Source organism: Candidatus Saccharibacteria bacterium (genome assembly GCA_016700015.1).
Taxonomy (GTDB): domain Bacteria; phylum Patescibacteriota; class Saccharimonadia; order Saccharimonadales; family Saccharimonadaceae; genus Saccharimonas.
The window spans coordinates 208,927-224,321 of sequence record CP064995.1 but is presented as its reverse complement, the minus strand read 5'-3'; the positions used below and the strand labels follow the sequence as shown (position 1 = coordinate 224,321).

The following is a 15,395-nucleotide window of genomic DNA, read 5'->3' as shown; positions in this document are numbered from 1 at the left end:
TCAGTGTTCTCGCATTGAACTGATTATGATTATATATCGAGATCGTCGAGTTCTGCAAGCTCGGCACGGGACTTTTTCGCAAAATCCGACTCTTTAGCTTCGTCGTTTTCCACATCTTCATCTGTAAAGTTGTCCACAGCTACCGACGTTTCGGGCTCATCCTTATCTTCACTTGACAGTACAGTCGACTCCTCTGGGTTATCGTTATTGACTATTTTTAGGTTATAGCGCGCACTGTTCTTAGTACCAAGTGCCCTGAGTAGCGTACGCAAACTCTGGGCAGTCACACCCCGACGACCAATCACTCGCCCTAGATCTTCGGGGTTCACGGTAAGTGTTAGTAGTACGCCTTTTTCGTCGACAATCCGGTCGACAACTACGTCGTCTGGGTTACCGACAAGAGATTTTACGATATATTCTACGAATTGCTGGTCAATAGTTGACATGCCCACTGGTCTCCTTTTCTGTCTCACGGTTACTATCGCTGTGTCCTATTGTAGCAAAACTCGCCCGTGTGGGCGAGTTCCATATTGTCCTTGGCTATTCTGCCGTTTCTTCCACCTGTAACTCTTCAGCTGGTGTTTCTTCGGCAACTGGCGCTTCTTCTTTTGGCTGATTCTTGCGTAACTTATCGCTATGGCGAGTTGTTTTCCGTTTGGTAGCATCGTACTCTTTAACCCAGCTTGGCAATTTCACGCCAGCATCTCTAAGAAGCTTCACTACGCGTGGCGTTGGCTGCGCACCATTATCAAGATACTTTTGTACGGTTTCGGTTTGAACTTTTACTTCCTTGCTATGCGGGTTATAACTACCGACATAGGCTACAACACGTCCACTGCTTGGGTGGCGTTGAGCCTCCTGTACCGCCAGACGATACACTGGGTATCCTTTGTGGCCGAGACGTTGCAATCGAATTGCGAGCATAATATTACATCTTCCTTTTACTTCACTTATAGCTTGTTTTTATACTTCCCCGCATTATACACTACCTGGCCTCTGGTGTCAATCTGTGGGTCTGTTAGGTGCGCTTTTCATATGCTTTTAGGGCTGCACGGGCCGCTTGTTGTTGCGCATGCTGCTTGCTTGGCCCTATACCCTTGCCCATCAATTTACCCCCTACATATATGCCAAGCGTGAACACTTTGTCGTGGTCGGGGCCATCTTCTGAAATAACTTTATACACCGGCGTTGCGCCGTCAATCCGCTGACTCACCTCTTGCAAATGGCTTTTCGGATCACGCCATGTCCCGGCATCGAGGATTGATTCAAGCTTACTCAAAATGTGCGTGTGAATAAATGCGCTCGCCACATCGTAGCCTTGGTCAAGATAAATCGAGCCGATAGTCGCCTCAAACGCGTTGGCGAGTATCTGAAGTCGAGCTCGCTCACTACCGTTTTTCTCGCCCTTACTCATACGCACCAGTGGCTCAAACCCAAGTTTTTGGCCAGCCTCACCTATGCTCTCGGTACGTACTAAGGCCGCGCGCCAGCTTGTGAGTATACCTTCGGGCTCGCTGAAGTTCTGGAATAAATAGTCGGTCACAACAAGCTCGAGCACCGCGTCACCCAAAAACTCCAGTCGTTCGTTGTGCTCACTGACACTCTTCTTATGCTCATTCACATAGCTGCGGTGTGTCAGGGCGGTAATAAGCAGCTGAATATCGTTGTACTCAAACCCGAGCTTAGTCTTGGCAAAATCTACATAGGGGCCTGTAGGCATGCCGGTCATAGCCACCTCCGGTGCATGAGACAACTGCAAGCAGTTTTCTCATCGCGCAGTGCGAGCGAATAAATCGCTCGGAACTGGCTGCACTTTCCAATAGCTAGGGTCATAGCTTTTCCTGCCTTATACGCTTCATGGCAAGCAGCATCAATTTACCAATATCTTCGTATTCTATCAGATCAAGCGCTTCACTAAACGGAAACCACTTGATGCCATTCATCCATTCTTCTTTTTGGATTTCATTGCCATCACCGCGTACCCGCACCAGGTATATCTGTGTCGTCATTAGTACTAGCCGCTCTAGCCGGCGGTAGCGAAAATGGATTTTGCCCAGCCAGCCGAGCATATCAATATTGTGCAGTCCAGCTTCTTCGCCAATCTCACGGCGCGCCGCGTCAACAGCCTTCTCACCCTCTTCTATATGGCCCTTTGGAATTGTCCACCTGTCTTTGGCGTCTTGGATGAGTAGTATTTCTATGCCATCTTTGCCATGACGAAACACCACACCACCCGCAGTAGGCTCCCGGACGATTTCTTGTATACTGGCTTTTGGTTTATGAAAATATTTTTTAAACTTATCAAGCTTCGGCGCTGGCATTGTCTGGTTTCTCCTCGACAAGTGTCCTAAACGCGGTGCCGAGCACCCCGTTTATAAACTTGCTTGAGTTATCAGAACCAAATGCTTTGGCGAGTTCAACCGCTTCGTTAATCGCGACTTTTGGCGGCACGACAGCTCCTTTATAAAGTAGTTCGTACATACCTAGTCGCAAGACTGCGCGGTCAATCCGTGCTATCTGCTCAACCGGCCATTCAGGTGCAATTGGTTGGATCTTCCCGTCTAGATCAGTCTGCGCGGCTATAGTGCCTTCTACTAAATCCTTAACGAAATCCGTATCGTCAATCGCCGATTCATAGCGTTCGAGGTTGCGCGTCAGTATTTCCTGCAAATCGACAGTCGTGTCATTCGCTTGAGTACGAAATTCATACTCATAAAGAGTTTGCAGTGCGACGATTCGTCCTAGGTGACGGTTACTAGCCATTATGCGTTGGTTCTTTCTTTGTTAATTATCCCACTCGTAAAAAGTAGCGATCTACTTCTTTTTGCCAGTTTCGTTCTTGGTTGTCTTGACCTTGACTGGTGATTTCGCATTCACGCGGCGAGCAAGCTTAAGTACCAGGTGGCTGCGGCGGAGGCCGGTCTTCCTGGGGCTGCTCTGTTTCTTTGGCTGTGCCATGAAATGTTCTCCTTCTCTCGGATGTAATAAAACTTACTTTGCATTATACCGCAGGTTGACGCATAACTCAATAGATTGACAAATAGTTGTATTTACGCTTATGTATATTGACATTTTATAGCATTAGTGCTATAATGATAATTGTGGACACTAGTCCACCCCGTTCTTCGAAAAGAAAGGTGGTGCCGCCGGTATGAGCGGTTTCATCATCGGCCTGGCTCTGGGCGAGCTGGTCTCCCTCATCATCGTCGCCCTGCTCAGCAAGGGCGAGGCACTGGAGGCATTGGGCATAAGCTCAATCCTGTGGGCCGGAGCCTGGTTCATTACCACCGTTGTGCTGGCCGGGCTGTACTTCAGCGAGGGCTGGCTGGGCCGAGGCCCAGTCGTCGCCCTAGGAGTGGCATTCGTCAACCTCGCTGCCTTCCACCTGGCAAAGTGGGTCGACACGAAGTACGGGAACCCCGCCAACTAGGCGGGGTTTTCCCTTTCTATAAATAATATTCCGCACTTTCGGGTCCAGGGCAGAGCCCCTGGTCGATCCTTTGGTACTTTCATCGAAAGAAAGTACGTTTTTGCTTCTTTTGACACCAAAAGAAGATTATACGGATTACTTAGACGACGATACTAACAAGCCTGCCAGGGATATATATCACCTTCTTCGGCTGGTCTGTCACAAACCGCTTCACATTCTCGTCCGCAAGGGCGAGTGCTTTTATGTCATCATCTGCCACGCCTACTGGCACATCGAGCTTGGCACGAAGCTTGCCATTTACCTGCACAATAATCGTCATAGTGTCGCTCACAATCTGGCTGTCATCCCACACCGGCCAATTGGCAAAATCAAGCGCATCGTCGCGACCAAGCTGCTGCCAAAGCTCGGCAGTCATATGGGGGGCAAGCGGCTGCAATAGTATGATCAGCGACTCCAGTGCAAACTGCCACTGCCCACTAAAGCCATCTACTTTTAGCTTGTAGAGTTCATTGACGTATTCCATCATAGCAGCAATGGCAGTATTGAAACTGAGCCGATGATAATCGTCAGTGACCTTTTTGATCAGTGCGTGCGTAAGGCCTGTCAGCTGGCGGGAATCACCCTTGCTGGCTTTTTCAGCCTCCTGGTATTCTTGCACCAGTGTCCATACCCGGTTTAAGAACCGGTAGCTACCGGTAATACCGCGCGAGCTCCAGTTGCTGTTTTCGTTGATTGGCCCCAGGAATAGCTCGTAGGTGCGCAGTGCATCGGCACCATAGCCCTGGTCGATCACATCGAGTGGGTCAACCACATTGCCCAGGCTTTTGCTCATTTTGCGGCCATCTTCGGCCTGTATAAGCCCATGGTACACCAGCTGCTTGACAGGTTCTTTGGTATTCAGTAGCTTCATATCGTAGAACACGTGCGTCCAAAAGCGCACATACAGCAGGTGCGCCACCGCATGATCACCACCAACATACATGTCGAGCGGCACCCAGTAATTAGCCTTGGCTGGATCCCATGCCTGCTCAGTGTTGTGCGCGTCGGTGTAGCGGAGCAAATACCAGCTACTACAGGCATAGCCATCCATGGTATCAGTTTCACGCTTAGCAGGTTTGCCGCATGTGGGGCATGTGGTATTCACCCAGTCTTCCACACTACCAAGCGCCGTATTGCCATCACCACGTGGTGCAAAATCATCGATATCGGGTAGCAGTACCGGTAAATTGTGTTCGGGCACGGCAACTGCGCCATGCTGCTTACAGTGAATGATCGGGATCGGCGCTCCCCAGTAGCGCTGGCGACTAATCAGCCAATCGCGCATTTTGTAGGTGACTTTTGCTTTACCCGTTCCCTGTTGTTCAAGCCATGCCACAATTTGCTCACGAGCCTCACTACTCGACATACCGTCGAATTGCCCCGAATTGAGCAGTACACCCTCTCCGTGATAACACTGCTCTGCCTCGTCTTCAGGCTTTGTGACAACTTCGATAATTGACAAATCAAACTTCTCGGCGAATGCAAAGTCGCGCTCATCGTGTGCCGGCACTGCCATAATCGCGCCAGTGCCATAGCCCCACAGCACATAGTCGGCCACCCATATGGGGATTTTTTCGCCCGTGGCAGGGTTGACCGCATAACTCCCGGTAAAGACGCCAGTTTTTTCTTTGCCTTCGGCGGCTCGGTCAATTTCGCTGCGCTTAATGGCTTCAGCGGTGTAGCTTTCGACTGCAGCACGCGTATTGTCGTTTACGAGACCTGGCACAAGCGGATGCTCGGGAGCAAGTACAAGAAACGTCGCACCAAAAATGGTGTCGGGGCGAGTGGTAAAGACAGTAATTGTATCGGGAATATACTCAAAATCATAAATGGTAAATGCAGTGTCGAGCGTCACACTTTCATCGTAGTAGCCTTGGTAGCGAGCCAGTTTTTGTTCGTCGCTATCCATCTGTTCGTGGCCCGCTAGGTCATTGGGAATAGCACCAAGCTTCATAGTACGCACCTGCGTAATGAGTGCTGTACCTAAATGACTCACCCGGTCGCTATTGTAGCGTGTTAAGAACTCGGCTTTGTCGCCAACACGTAAGTTTTTTGGCTCCAGTCGAATTGTAGAGGTTTTTGTACGGTCAACAATCATTTGCGACAACTCTGGGGTAAATTTCAGTGAGTCGGCGGTTGCCGATTCATCATCGACTGTAAATTCAATCTCCGCGCCCTCGCTCCGACCAATCCAGTTTGTCTGAGCAAGCTTGATTTTGTCTGGCCAGTTGAGCGCAGGGATTTCTTCGAGCAACGCGTCGGCATAGTCCGTAATTTTGAAAAACCACTGCTTCATGGGCTTTTTCACTACTATTTCTTCGCAGCGCCAGCAACGACCATTTACCACCTGTTCATTGGCAAGCACAGTTTTGTCTTTGGGGCACCACCACTGATTGGCTTCTTTTTGATAGGCAAGCCCCCGCTGGTAGAGCTGAGTAAACACCCACTGCGTCCACCTATAATACTCGGGGTCGGCGGTATTGAGCTCTCTGCTCCAGTCGATACTCGCACCGACACGACGAAGCTGGTTCTTGAAGTTGGCTATGTTTTCGGCTGTCGTAACCTGCGGCTTTTTGCCAGTTTTTATGGCGTAGTTTTCGGCAGGTAGCCCAAAACTATCCCAACCCATAGGGTAGAGCACATTGTAGCCGAGGCTGCGGCGAAACCGCGCCACTGCGTCGACAATCGAATGCTCCATGAAATGCCCAGTGTGCATACCCACACCGCTTGGGTACGGGAACATACCGGTCACATAATATTTTGGCTGGCTACCAAAGTCTTTCGCAGCGTAGCGATTGTCGTCGGCCCATCGCTGCTGCCACTTCGGCTCAATTTCAGTAGGATTGTAGCGCTTCATTGCCACTAGTATATCAGAGGTAGGCGACTGGGTCTACGAGAAGCTATTGAAGTACGTTGATTTCGTTTGTTGCCATTCGGCGGACTGACGAACGAGTTCGGCATCTTCGGTCATATCGCACAGCACTTTCACAGCTTCTTCCAAATAAATGGTATTTTGTGATCCCTTGACCAAAATCACAGCTCCTTCTTCGGCGACCGAGCGAACAAACTCTCCGGCCTCTATGGCATGTCGGGCCACCTGCACCTGGCAACCACGCGCCCTCGCCACAGGCGCAAGGTACTTCTCGCATTCAGGCCCCACCAGCACAAGCCACGACAACAGGCTTGGATCGCATATATTCCCTAGCGCTTCGTGGGCTGACTGACTAGTAGCGCCCAGCTCACGCATGTCGCCGAGTACCGCGATGCGCTGGCCAGCATCGGTAAACGAATAGAGCGTTTGTAGTGCAGCAGCAGCTGCAGCCGGGCTAGAATTGTAGGTATCATCAATAATTGTTGTACCACCAATACCACGCAGTAGGTTCATGCGTCCAGGCACGGGCCGTATAAGGCTAAGTCCGTCAATAATATCTTGCTGAGTGAGCCCCATTATCATCCCGACTGCTACCGCACCGATGACCGACCGCAGGCTGTGTTCACCCACTACTTTAATAGTTGCTGCAAACGGTTCATGGTCAACAGCGAGAATGTTGCCCGTGTAGCCACTGTCGGTACTAAATTCTTGCTGCTCAAACCGATACTCGGCTGCACCACTAGTGCCGTAGGTACTAAAGTTTGGATTTGTTTCAAAATCAGCAAATCTCCCCTCAACGTCATCACGGTTAATGAGCACGTATTTGGCATATGCTGCGACCGCCATTTCTTCTTGAGCTACAGCCTCGATGGTGCCAAAAAACTCCATGTGTTCTGGCGCGACTGCTGTAATACAGGCAAGGTCGGGCTTGAGATACCTGCCAAACGCAGCGATCTCACCTGGGTGATCAGTGCCCAGTTCTTGTACAATCACATCGACATCAGTTGGCTGATGGATCCGCCGGCGCGCAGCACGAAATACTTTTGCCCACGCAAACGGACTTTTAGGATTAGCTGGGTAGTTAATGCCGAGAATCGCCAGCGGTGCCGACATGTCGGTATTGTGATTACCTTCATGCATGCGTATACGATAGCGTTTGGATAGTAGGTCGGCAATGGCGCGCTTGGTGCTGGTTTTACCCACACTCCCCGCAACAACAATCAGCTTGACTTCGGGATGTTTTGCAAAATACTTAGCTACATATTTTTGCAATTTCTTCAGCACATAGTTTTTCAGCATATACACCTATGATAGCGCATGTGGTTGGCTACGACCAGCCTACCGCTTACTGCGATATAGGTCGATTGCAAATTCAAATTCTATGATAGACGCTGCAAAAATTGTGTTAAGCGGGTTGTCTGGTATGCGCTTTTGCGCCACGCCATACACAAGCTTATACCACCACAGCTGGTCTTCGGGTGTAGCGTTAAACTTCCGCCAGAAACTCTCGCCTTTGGTATAGGTGTTGCGAATCATGTCACGCAGATTGCTAATTTTATCGGCTACAGCGATGATCGATGATCGTTCGTCGGCCACATGCTCCAATATGCGCGCGTAGTCCAGGTTGCGAGCATACCATTCTGCTCGCTTTTCGTCGGGTGTGATGGCACCCGCATTTTTTGGCCGTTTTGTCACGCCCGCCACGAGCCCTGCTACTTCGGGCCCGAACTCACTCGCAACAATATCAAGCCCTAGCTTATCGGGTACATCTTCCTGTCCGTCATGAAGCGGTGCGGCGATACGTGTTGCTAGGTCATCAGTACCCATTTCTACTAGCGTAAGTGTTTCGTACAAATGCACTACGTATGGACCGCGACCATCTTTGCGCTGGATGCCCTCGTGGGCGGTGGCTGCTATCTGCAGCGCACGCCATACCTCGGGGTGCAAACGACGCTCAATATTTGGTAGGTTTTTTAGGTCTTCATGTTTTGGCATATTGTTCCTCCATCGGCCTTCTGTAAACAAAAAAGGCCGCACGAATTAATGATTTAGTAATTCGTAGCCGCCATGGACCCCGCAGGCAAGCGGGCGCTGTCCTACAGTATTATTATACTACCATCTACTTATACGTGCAAGTGTTACTTGGGCTAACTCTTTCGAGTGCCAGGGGTCTTGTCAATCTGCAGTGTCTCCGCTATAATTTGCCGAGTAACCATGCGGGTTTAGCTCAGTTGTTTAGAGTGAGAGCCGCCAGTGGCGGGTCGCAAGGAAACCTTCCGGCGAAAACTTGTTTTCGCTCGCGAAGTTTCGGGGCCGCGGAACGTGGCCGTCCTTGCAAAACTACCATAGCTCGTGCAATGGCATGGTGCACCTTCCGACATTTACACCTATAGTATGCGGGTTTAGCTCAGTTGTTTAGAGCGCGTCCTTGCCAAGGACGAGGTCGAGAGTTAGAGTCTCTTAACCCGCACCAAAACCAGACTTTTTTCAGAATTGCGGCGCGAAAGCGCCGTTTTTCTTTGGCCGCGCGCAGCGCGTACCAGCCGTTTCATATGGGTGTACCAGTTGTTCTCCTGGTTAGCTAAAGCGCCCGCACTATAGAAAAACCGAATTTTATATGTTGCAAAGCTAGTGAGTTACTGCTGAAACCACCGCAAGGAGAAGTACATGACAGTAGTTAATTTGATCCACAGCCCACTGCTGTGGATCGTCCTGCCGGCACTCATTTGCCTCTTCGCGGGTAGCGAGGCATGCGAGCCCGCAAGACTTGAACCGAGAAAATTGGTCATCTCCATCACGATATCTACCTCGGCTTCATCGGCACTGCTCTGTGGGGCTACATCTTCAGCACCCGCTGGGGGTGGTTGGAGGTTATGGCCTTTTACACCCTGTTATACTGACTATATGTACAGTATCACGGAATTTGAGCAAGCAGCTGCACGCGCCAGAGAACTTGTGCCGACGCGCGACAACATAGAGGCTACAGTAGACGCTGAGCCGAAAATATATGATTCAAAGAAGTTTTGGGTCATAACATACCGTAGAGCAGACACCAAAGAGCCGGTTACAATGAGGGGATCAATTGCGTACATCGCAGACAATGGGAAATTGATACGTTTTAGCAGCAATCCGCTCATCACACCATTTGACGATCACAAAAAATTACTTGTCGCCGAGTACGATACTTGATCAGCGCTACAGGCTGTTCTAACACTATAACTTCTTGGATTATTACCCAAATTTTGTTAATCGTTTTGATGGTAATAACATCCTTATCATGCTATGGTAATTATGTATAACCATTAAATCATGGAGGAGTAGGTATGAGGAAGATATATGTCGTGTCCAGTTTGTTAGTGGTGAGTATATTTGCAACAATTGTATCATTGTTTGGCGGCCAGCAAGCATCTGCGGCAACGCTACTACCAGGGTTATATATAACACGAATTGGTAGTGCGGTTCATGCAACGGTAGTCTCAAGCCCTATACCAACATCTACTACTTTGGTAAATGGAGGTATTTCATTGCCAAACAATGGTAGTTTGAGCTTTGACTGCACCACCGATACCCTAAGCTATCAGGCACCTGGATCAACGACATGGGTGCAAATTAACCAAAACAATGCTTACGCAAGCTGCTTTAACCAAAAGAAAGGTTCGAGTGGTGAACTAGTATTTTCTCATGTCGAAGTACCTGGCGGCGTGCCAGCGGGTAGTATACTCCGTATCGACGTTGATATGAAAGATCGGTCAATCACAAGGCTCGATACCGTCACCAGTGGCTACACGATGTTTGATGTAAATAACACCATAGTTCAAAACGACAACACGTCTGCATTTACAACGCGACTCTAACTAAAACAGCACCTAAATCTGAGCAGCCAGCATAATGTTGAGCTCATACATACGCATGGGTGTTTAGGGTCTAACCCTGAACAGATACAAAAAGTCCGAGTTTATTCAAAATCTTCCTGGGCAACAAATATTTTCCATGTTGATCTATTTTCTTGAGATAAGTGGAGATAAGGAGATAATTCCGAAATATCGCATAATCGTCTTCTGTCAACCTCTGAGTTTGTCGGACATCTCGACTATAATCTTGCAACGGATAAGGCAATTAGTGGCACTGATGCCTCAACCATTTTTTTCGATGGAACAATCGAAAAATTGTCCACCGCTATTTTTTACTAGATTGTTTTGAGCGATATATGAGCAATGCGCTAACAGTAATTAACATTGCTCCGAGAATCGTCGGTACAATAACTGAGATGCCTGTAGCAGCTAGAGGTTTACTCGCATCGTTGAGCACTAATTCTGTAGCCGTGCTGTCACCCAGGACTGCGCCCCCTCGAGTTGTTACTGCCACCTTTACATCGTAAGCACCTGCAGGTAACGCAGGGCTAAGTGAGCTAAGATCAAGTTTCCAAGTATTACCGCTAACGGTAAGCTGTGTTGCTACGCCAAGCACGTAAGTAATGCCGTTTACCGCAACAGACAGGCTTTGGCTGTTCTCTGCGTCATACGTACCAGTGATAATTGGCTGTCCACCAGCGGCGGTCAACGGATTGACCGTCGGGAGGTCTGCGTCACTACGCTGTATAACAAGTTCATTCGTTGTTGTATCAGTCGATGTATTGCCCAGCGCATCGGTAAATGACACGACGACATCATAGGTGCCAGGGCTAAGTGCAGGAGCAATCGTACCAGCCGGTAAGCTCCAGGTACCGTCTCCGTTGTTTGTAGCCGTGTACTCGGTGCCATTGACAGTAACTTTTACGACTGCTGCTGGGTCTGAGACCGTGCCAGAAAGGGCGGGGCTGTTTGTGATTGATGGCGCAATTGGTGTTAGTGTGCCGGTAGGTGCCGTTATATCAATTGACAGCTCGTCAGTTGTACCATCCGAACTACTATTGCCGACAGAGTCAGTTGCCATCACTACGATGTCGTAAACTCCATCTACTAGCGCAGGAGCAATCGTACCAGCCGGCAAACTCCAGGTGCCATCTCCGTTGTTCGTAGCTGTGTATTCGGCGCCATTGACGGTGACTTTTACGACTGCTGCTGGGTCTGAGACCGCACCAGAAAGAGCGGGAGAACCAGCATTACTAGCAACGGTGTTTATGCCAACAGTAGGGGCAACTGTGTCTTTAAGGGCTGTTTGTGCCCCCGCACTTCCCGTATTCCCAGCTGCATCTGTCTGGCTAGCTGTCACGGTAAGGGCTGGCGAGCCATCGCCCAGTGAGGATAGGTCAAGCGTCAGCGACCAGGCACCACTGTTACAGGCAACCATGTGGGTGACCCCGTTGACGACTACTGATATATTTCCGTCTCCCTCGGTACACATACCAGAGACCGGGTAGGCAGACTGATTTGCAAGAGTGATGGCGGAAAGAGTGCCAACGGTCACTACTGGAGAGGTTGTGTCAATCACATAGCCAAGCTCAGTTGCAGTGGCTGTATTGCCGGCTTTGTCAGATACCTCAATAATAAGACTCCCCGACGAATTAACGTGTACCGTACAGTCAACCCTTGTCGCAGATGTTTGTGTGCAATTGAGATTAGAGATTAAAGCAGTCGAGCCTACGCCGATTGCAACATCAGCAACCACTATGCCTACGTTATCTGTAATGGTAATAGTTGTGTCGGTGATTGAACCATTATCAAGCTTTGTAGGAGCAGATATTGCTACCGTTGGTGCGGTCGTATCAATGATGAAGCTCTGACTGTTTTGACCGATTGCGCCCGTGACACTATCAGTCGCATCCACTGTGACACTTCCGGTCGAAGCAACATTGTTGATGACGCACGTTACAGGATTCGCATACGGATCAGACGTGTCGCCACCAGCACCCGTACATGTGCCCAGTGTCGCACCAGTAGAGCCAGCGTTGAAGGTAATACCTGTCAGATCATTACCGCCAGGACTTGTCACAGTTACGGTAGCATTTGTGATGGTCGTGTTGCTGAGTGTTGTTGGAGCCGTAAAGTTGACGATTGGCGGGAATTTTATCACGCGGTCAGCGTAGTTGCCGGCTGTGTCATAGACACGAATAGTGACCGTGTGTACCGCTTCATCTGGGTCAAGCGTGAGTGTCACGGGGCTCGTTGCCGGGTTAATCGTTGTTGTAGAACCACTGACGCCTGCGCCGCCATTGTCGGCAGTATAGATGATTTCATAGTGGTCAACTGATATGTTATCAGTTGCACTAAAGCTCACGATCGGCTGATTAATACCATGTGTTATGACATCGACTGAGCTACTAGCAAACGCAGGCGGTGTAGTATCGATAACATAGTTTGTTTCTTTCTTGGTCGCCACATTGCCAGCTACGTCAGTTGCTTGTATGTTGAGGTCACCTGAACTGGTAACAGAAACTGTACAATCTACCTGGGTAGCAGATGTCTGCGTACAGCTAAAACTACTTGTACCAGCTGTTGAGCCAGTCGGGGCTATAACGACGCTTGCGGCATTCACGGCTGTTTCATCAACAACTCGTATAGTCGTATCGGTGATCGTGACATTGTCGAGCTTAGTTGGTGCGGTGATCGTGATGACAGGCGCAGCTTCATCAATATTAGTAACAGTGATAACAAACACTTCGTCGTAGGTACCACCTAGGTTATCTGTGCTACGAATACGGATGGAGTAGGTATTGTTGCCTGCAATGTCACCAAGGTCTGTCGGGTTTTCAAAGTTTGGCACTGAAGCAAATGACAAGGTTTTCGTGGTGTTATTGATACTAAATTTGGCATTATCTTCATCGCCCGTACCTGCAACAAGCGAATAGGTAAAGGTATTACCCGCATCCGGGTCAACTGATGAGAGCGTACCAACCAGTGTCGTATTTTCAGCAACAGTTGCGTTAGTGAGCCCTATATCTGTTGGTGCACAATTTTGCCCGCCATCTGCGGTAAATGTCCAGGTTTTGACTGTTATCAGGTTTGTACGTGCAGCTGCGCCGGCACAGTATTGGCTCAGACCTCCGTGAAAAATAACGCTCGTCTTGACCGCTTGAGAATTCCAGTTAATGAGGAGGTTGTCATAGTTCACTATGGAAAGTTTCACATTCGCCAAAAAGTTTGTAGCATTTGCTACGCCTGTCACATTCCAATTTCCGAGTGGCTGGTTAAATGAAGTGCTCGTATGAAGCATATTGTTGATATCGAGTAGTTTGGCCGTATTCCAAACGCCAATAGGTTGGTTAAAGTACGTCAGATACGAAAGCATGCGCTGCATAGTAGTAACGTTGCTGACGTTCCAGGTACTTATGTCTTGGTTAAAGGCTTTGGCATTATTAAACATATAGGACATATTGGTCACCAGGCCGGTATTCCAGGGCATTGGACCACTTATGCCAGCGGCTAGGCCGTTGTTAAACACGGTTGCACCATCAAACATAGATGCCATAGTAGTTACTTTTACGGTATTCCACGTACCAATTGCCTGATTAAACTTCACGGCATTGAGAAACATATACGAAGTGTCGGTGACATTTGCTGTATTCCATGCACCTATGTCTTGGTTAAACAGCACAGCGCTGGCAAACATGTACCTCATAGTTGTTACTTGAACGGTATTCCAAGTGCCTATCGGTTGATCAAAAGCCCTTGCATTGAAGAACATGTACGACATATTAGTAACTTTGCCGGTATTCCAAGAACCGACAGGCTGATTAAACAGCTGTGCGTTTTGGAACATACCCTGCATCATAGTAACGTTAGATGTATTCCAAGAACCGACAGGCTGATTAAATGCATTGGTAGTTGCGCTATAAAACATCGACGACATATCAGTAACTTTGCCAGTATCCCACAGCAGTGGCGCCGTGCTTGCACCCGATGCTTGTCCGTTGTTGAAAGCAATTGCATCAGCAAACATACCGCTCATATTTGTCACATTTACGGTATTCCATGAACCTATTGGCTGATTGAAGACTGTGGCGCTCCTGAACATGTTTATCATAGTAGTAGCGGCGCCGACATTCCAGCTTGCGAGCGGTTGGTTAAATACCGACGCCCCAAAGAACATAGACGACATAACTGTTACTTTCGATACATCCCAGGTGCCGATCGGTTGGTTAAACGCCTTGGCGTTTTGGAACATGGCTTGCATACTAGTTACTTTGCTGGTGTTCCACGTCAGTGGTGCTGTGCTTGCACCCGATGCTTGACCGTTGTTGAAGTTAGTTGCATTAACAAACATATTAAGCATGGTAGTGGCATTACCCGTATTCCAACTCGTAAGGTCTTGATTGAATGCCGTTGCCGCTGAAAACATCTGTGCCATATTCGCAACGTTTCCGACATTCCAGTTGCTGAGGGGCTGGTTAAATGATGATGCACCACTAAATGCACTTGTCATGTTATTTATAGTTGATACATTCCAATGATTCATAGGGTCATTGAGTGACGCCGCACCATTAAATATCTGAGAAAAATCTACCGCGAGCGAAAGATTTGGCGCATCTACAGCTGGAATGCGCAGGTTGGCGCAGCCCCAAAACGCGCTATTCATACTTCTCCAGCTGATGGTGCCCCACTGGTCAACGCTGAGAAGTTTGAGTTTATCACCAGCATTTGCAAAATAAATGCGCGGGAATGTACCACCTATTCGCACTTTGTAAGTACCTGCTACACCGTAGTCATGGGTAACAAACGTTGCTGGGCTTGCAGGGGTAGTTGCGCTATACGTTTGGTCATACACGCCGTCATTGTTCCAGTCAATCTGAAAATTGTAGGCAGTTGATGGCGCAAGTGGTATACCAATAGAGGTGGAACTGGTTGTCCCAGCATTGTCTGTTTTCCAGGTTGTCACAAAATCAGTATTATTTATAGCATCTGCTGCAATAAAGTGCGGCGCAATAATCCCAATGCCGCATGCAAATGCCACGGCAAGTGTGATAACTAGCTTTTCCTTACCTATAGCTTTCAAAATATTTGTTCCCTCTAACGCTTATAATAAAACGATAGCACATATCGTGTGTGAGTTCAAGAGACTTATTGTGCAAAAAAATGTATACCAATAAATACTGAACCTATTGTTGTTTGATTTTTA

Annotated in this window: 13 protein-coding genes, 1 tRNA gene and 1 pseudogene; 4 read left to right on the top strand and 11 right to left on the bottom strand. The window is 48.7% G+C overall.

The window, feature by feature from the left end; genetic code table 11:
• Positions 1–29: 29 nt before the first annotated feature.
• The 6 genes from IPM09_01220 to IPM09_01195 all read right to left on the bottom strand — a co-directional run bounded on the left by IPM09_01220 (position 30) and on the right by IPM09_01195 (position 2,958).
• Positions 30–446, bottom strand: a complete 417-nt coding sequence (locus tag IPM09_01220) for a KH domain-containing protein (GenBank protein QQS22147.1) — start codon at positions 444–446, stop codon at positions 30–32.
• Positions 447–540: 94 nt separating this feature from the next.
• On the bottom strand, positions 541–924 hold the full coding sequence (rpsP, locus tag IPM09_01215) for a 30S ribosomal protein S16 (GenBank protein ID QQS22146.1): 384 nt from the start codon (positions 922–924) through the stop codon (positions 541–543).
• Between the two features lie 94 nt (positions 925–1,018).
• Positions 1,019–1,729: a ribonuclease III gene (gene rnc, locus IPM09_01210; GenBank protein QQS22145.1), complete on the bottom strand. Its 711-nt coding sequence runs from the start codon at positions 1,727–1,729 to the stop codon at positions 1,019–1,021.
• Positions 1,730–1,829: 100 nt separating this feature from the next.
• Positions 1,830–2,321, bottom strand: a complete 492-nt coding sequence (locus IPM09_01205; protein ID QQS22144.1) for an NUDIX domain-containing protein — start codon at positions 2,319–2,321, stop codon at positions 1,830–1,832.
• A complete protein-coding gene (nusB, locus tag IPM09_01200) occupies positions 2,302–2,763 on the bottom strand; it encodes a transcription antitermination factor NusB (GenBank protein ID QQS22143.1) in 462 nt (153 codons plus the stop codon). Before nusB ends, IPM09_01205 begins: the two co-directional genes overlap by 20 nt.
• 51 nt (positions 2,764–2,814) lie before the next feature.
• A complete protein-coding gene (locus tag IPM09_01195; GenBank protein ID QQS22142.1) occupies positions 2,815–2,958 on the bottom strand; it encodes a hypothetical protein in 144 nt (47 codons plus the stop codon).
• A 193-nt stretch (positions 2,959–3,151) separates the two neighbouring features.
• Between IPM09_01195 and IPM09_01190 the strand changes: the two genes are divergently transcribed.
• Positions 3,152–3,430: a hypothetical protein gene (locus IPM09_01190; protein QQS22141.1), complete on the top strand. Its 279-nt coding sequence runs from the start codon at positions 3,152–3,154 to the stop codon at positions 3,428–3,430.
• Positions 3,431–3,569: 139 nt separating this feature from the next.
• On the opposite strand, the gene IPM09_01185 is transcribed toward IPM09_01190, so the two are convergent.
• The 4 genes and pseudogenes from IPM09_01185 to IPM09_01170 form a co-directional block, all read right to left on the bottom strand.
• Positions 3,570–5,567: a leucine--tRNA ligase gene (locus tag IPM09_01185; GenBank protein QQS22455.1), complete on the bottom strand. Its 1,998-nt coding sequence runs from the start codon at positions 5,565–5,567 to the stop codon at positions 3,570–3,572.
• A gap of 51 nt (positions 5,568–5,618) precedes the next feature.
• Positions 5,619–6,326, bottom strand: a pseudogene (locus IPM09_01180) (class I tRNA ligase family protein).
• Between the two features lie 33 nt (positions 6,327–6,359).
• Positions 6,360–7,640 (bottom strand): UDP-N-acetylmuramoyl-tripeptide--D-alanyl-D-alanine ligase, encoded by a 1,281-nt coding sequence (locus IPM09_01175; protein ID QQS22140.1) that lies wholly within the window; start codon positions 7,638–7,640, stop codon positions 6,360–6,362.
• Positions 7,641–7,679: 39 nt separating this feature from the next.
• Entirely contained in the window at positions 7,680–8,336 is a 657-nt protein-coding gene (locus tag IPM09_01170; GenBank protein QQS22139.1) for a bifunctional (p)ppGpp synthetase/guanosine-3',5'-bis(diphosphate) 3'-pyrophosphohydrolase, read from the bottom strand.
• A 401-nt stretch (positions 8,337–8,737) separates the two neighbouring features.
• Between IPM09_01170 and IPM09_01165 the strand changes: the two genes are divergently transcribed.
• The 3 genes from IPM09_01165 (at position 8,738) to IPM09_01155 (ending at position 10,195) form a co-directional block, all read left to right on the top strand.
• Positions 8,738–8,814, top strand: a tRNA-Gly gene (locus tag IPM09_01165).
• Between the two features lie 431 nt (positions 8,815–9,245).
• Positions 9,246–9,530 (top strand): hypothetical protein, encoded by a 285-nt coding sequence (locus IPM09_01160; protein ID QQS22138.1) that lies wholly within the window; start codon positions 9,246–9,248, stop codon positions 9,528–9,530.
• Positions 9,531–9,664: 134 nt separating this feature from the next.
• Positions 9,665–10,195: a hypothetical protein gene (locus IPM09_01155; GenBank protein ID QQS22137.1), complete on the top strand. Its 531-nt coding sequence runs from the start codon at positions 9,665–9,667 to the stop codon at positions 10,193–10,195.
• 322 nt (positions 10,196–10,517) lie between these two features.
• Here IPM09_01155 and IPM09_01150 read toward each other — a convergent pair whose 3' ends face one another.
• Positions 10,518–15,272, bottom strand: a complete 4,755-nt coding sequence (locus tag IPM09_01150; protein ID QQS22136.1) for a BspA family leucine-rich repeat surface protein — start codon at positions 15,270–15,272, stop codon at positions 10,518–10,520.
• Positions 15,273–15,395 lie beyond the last annotated feature (123 nt).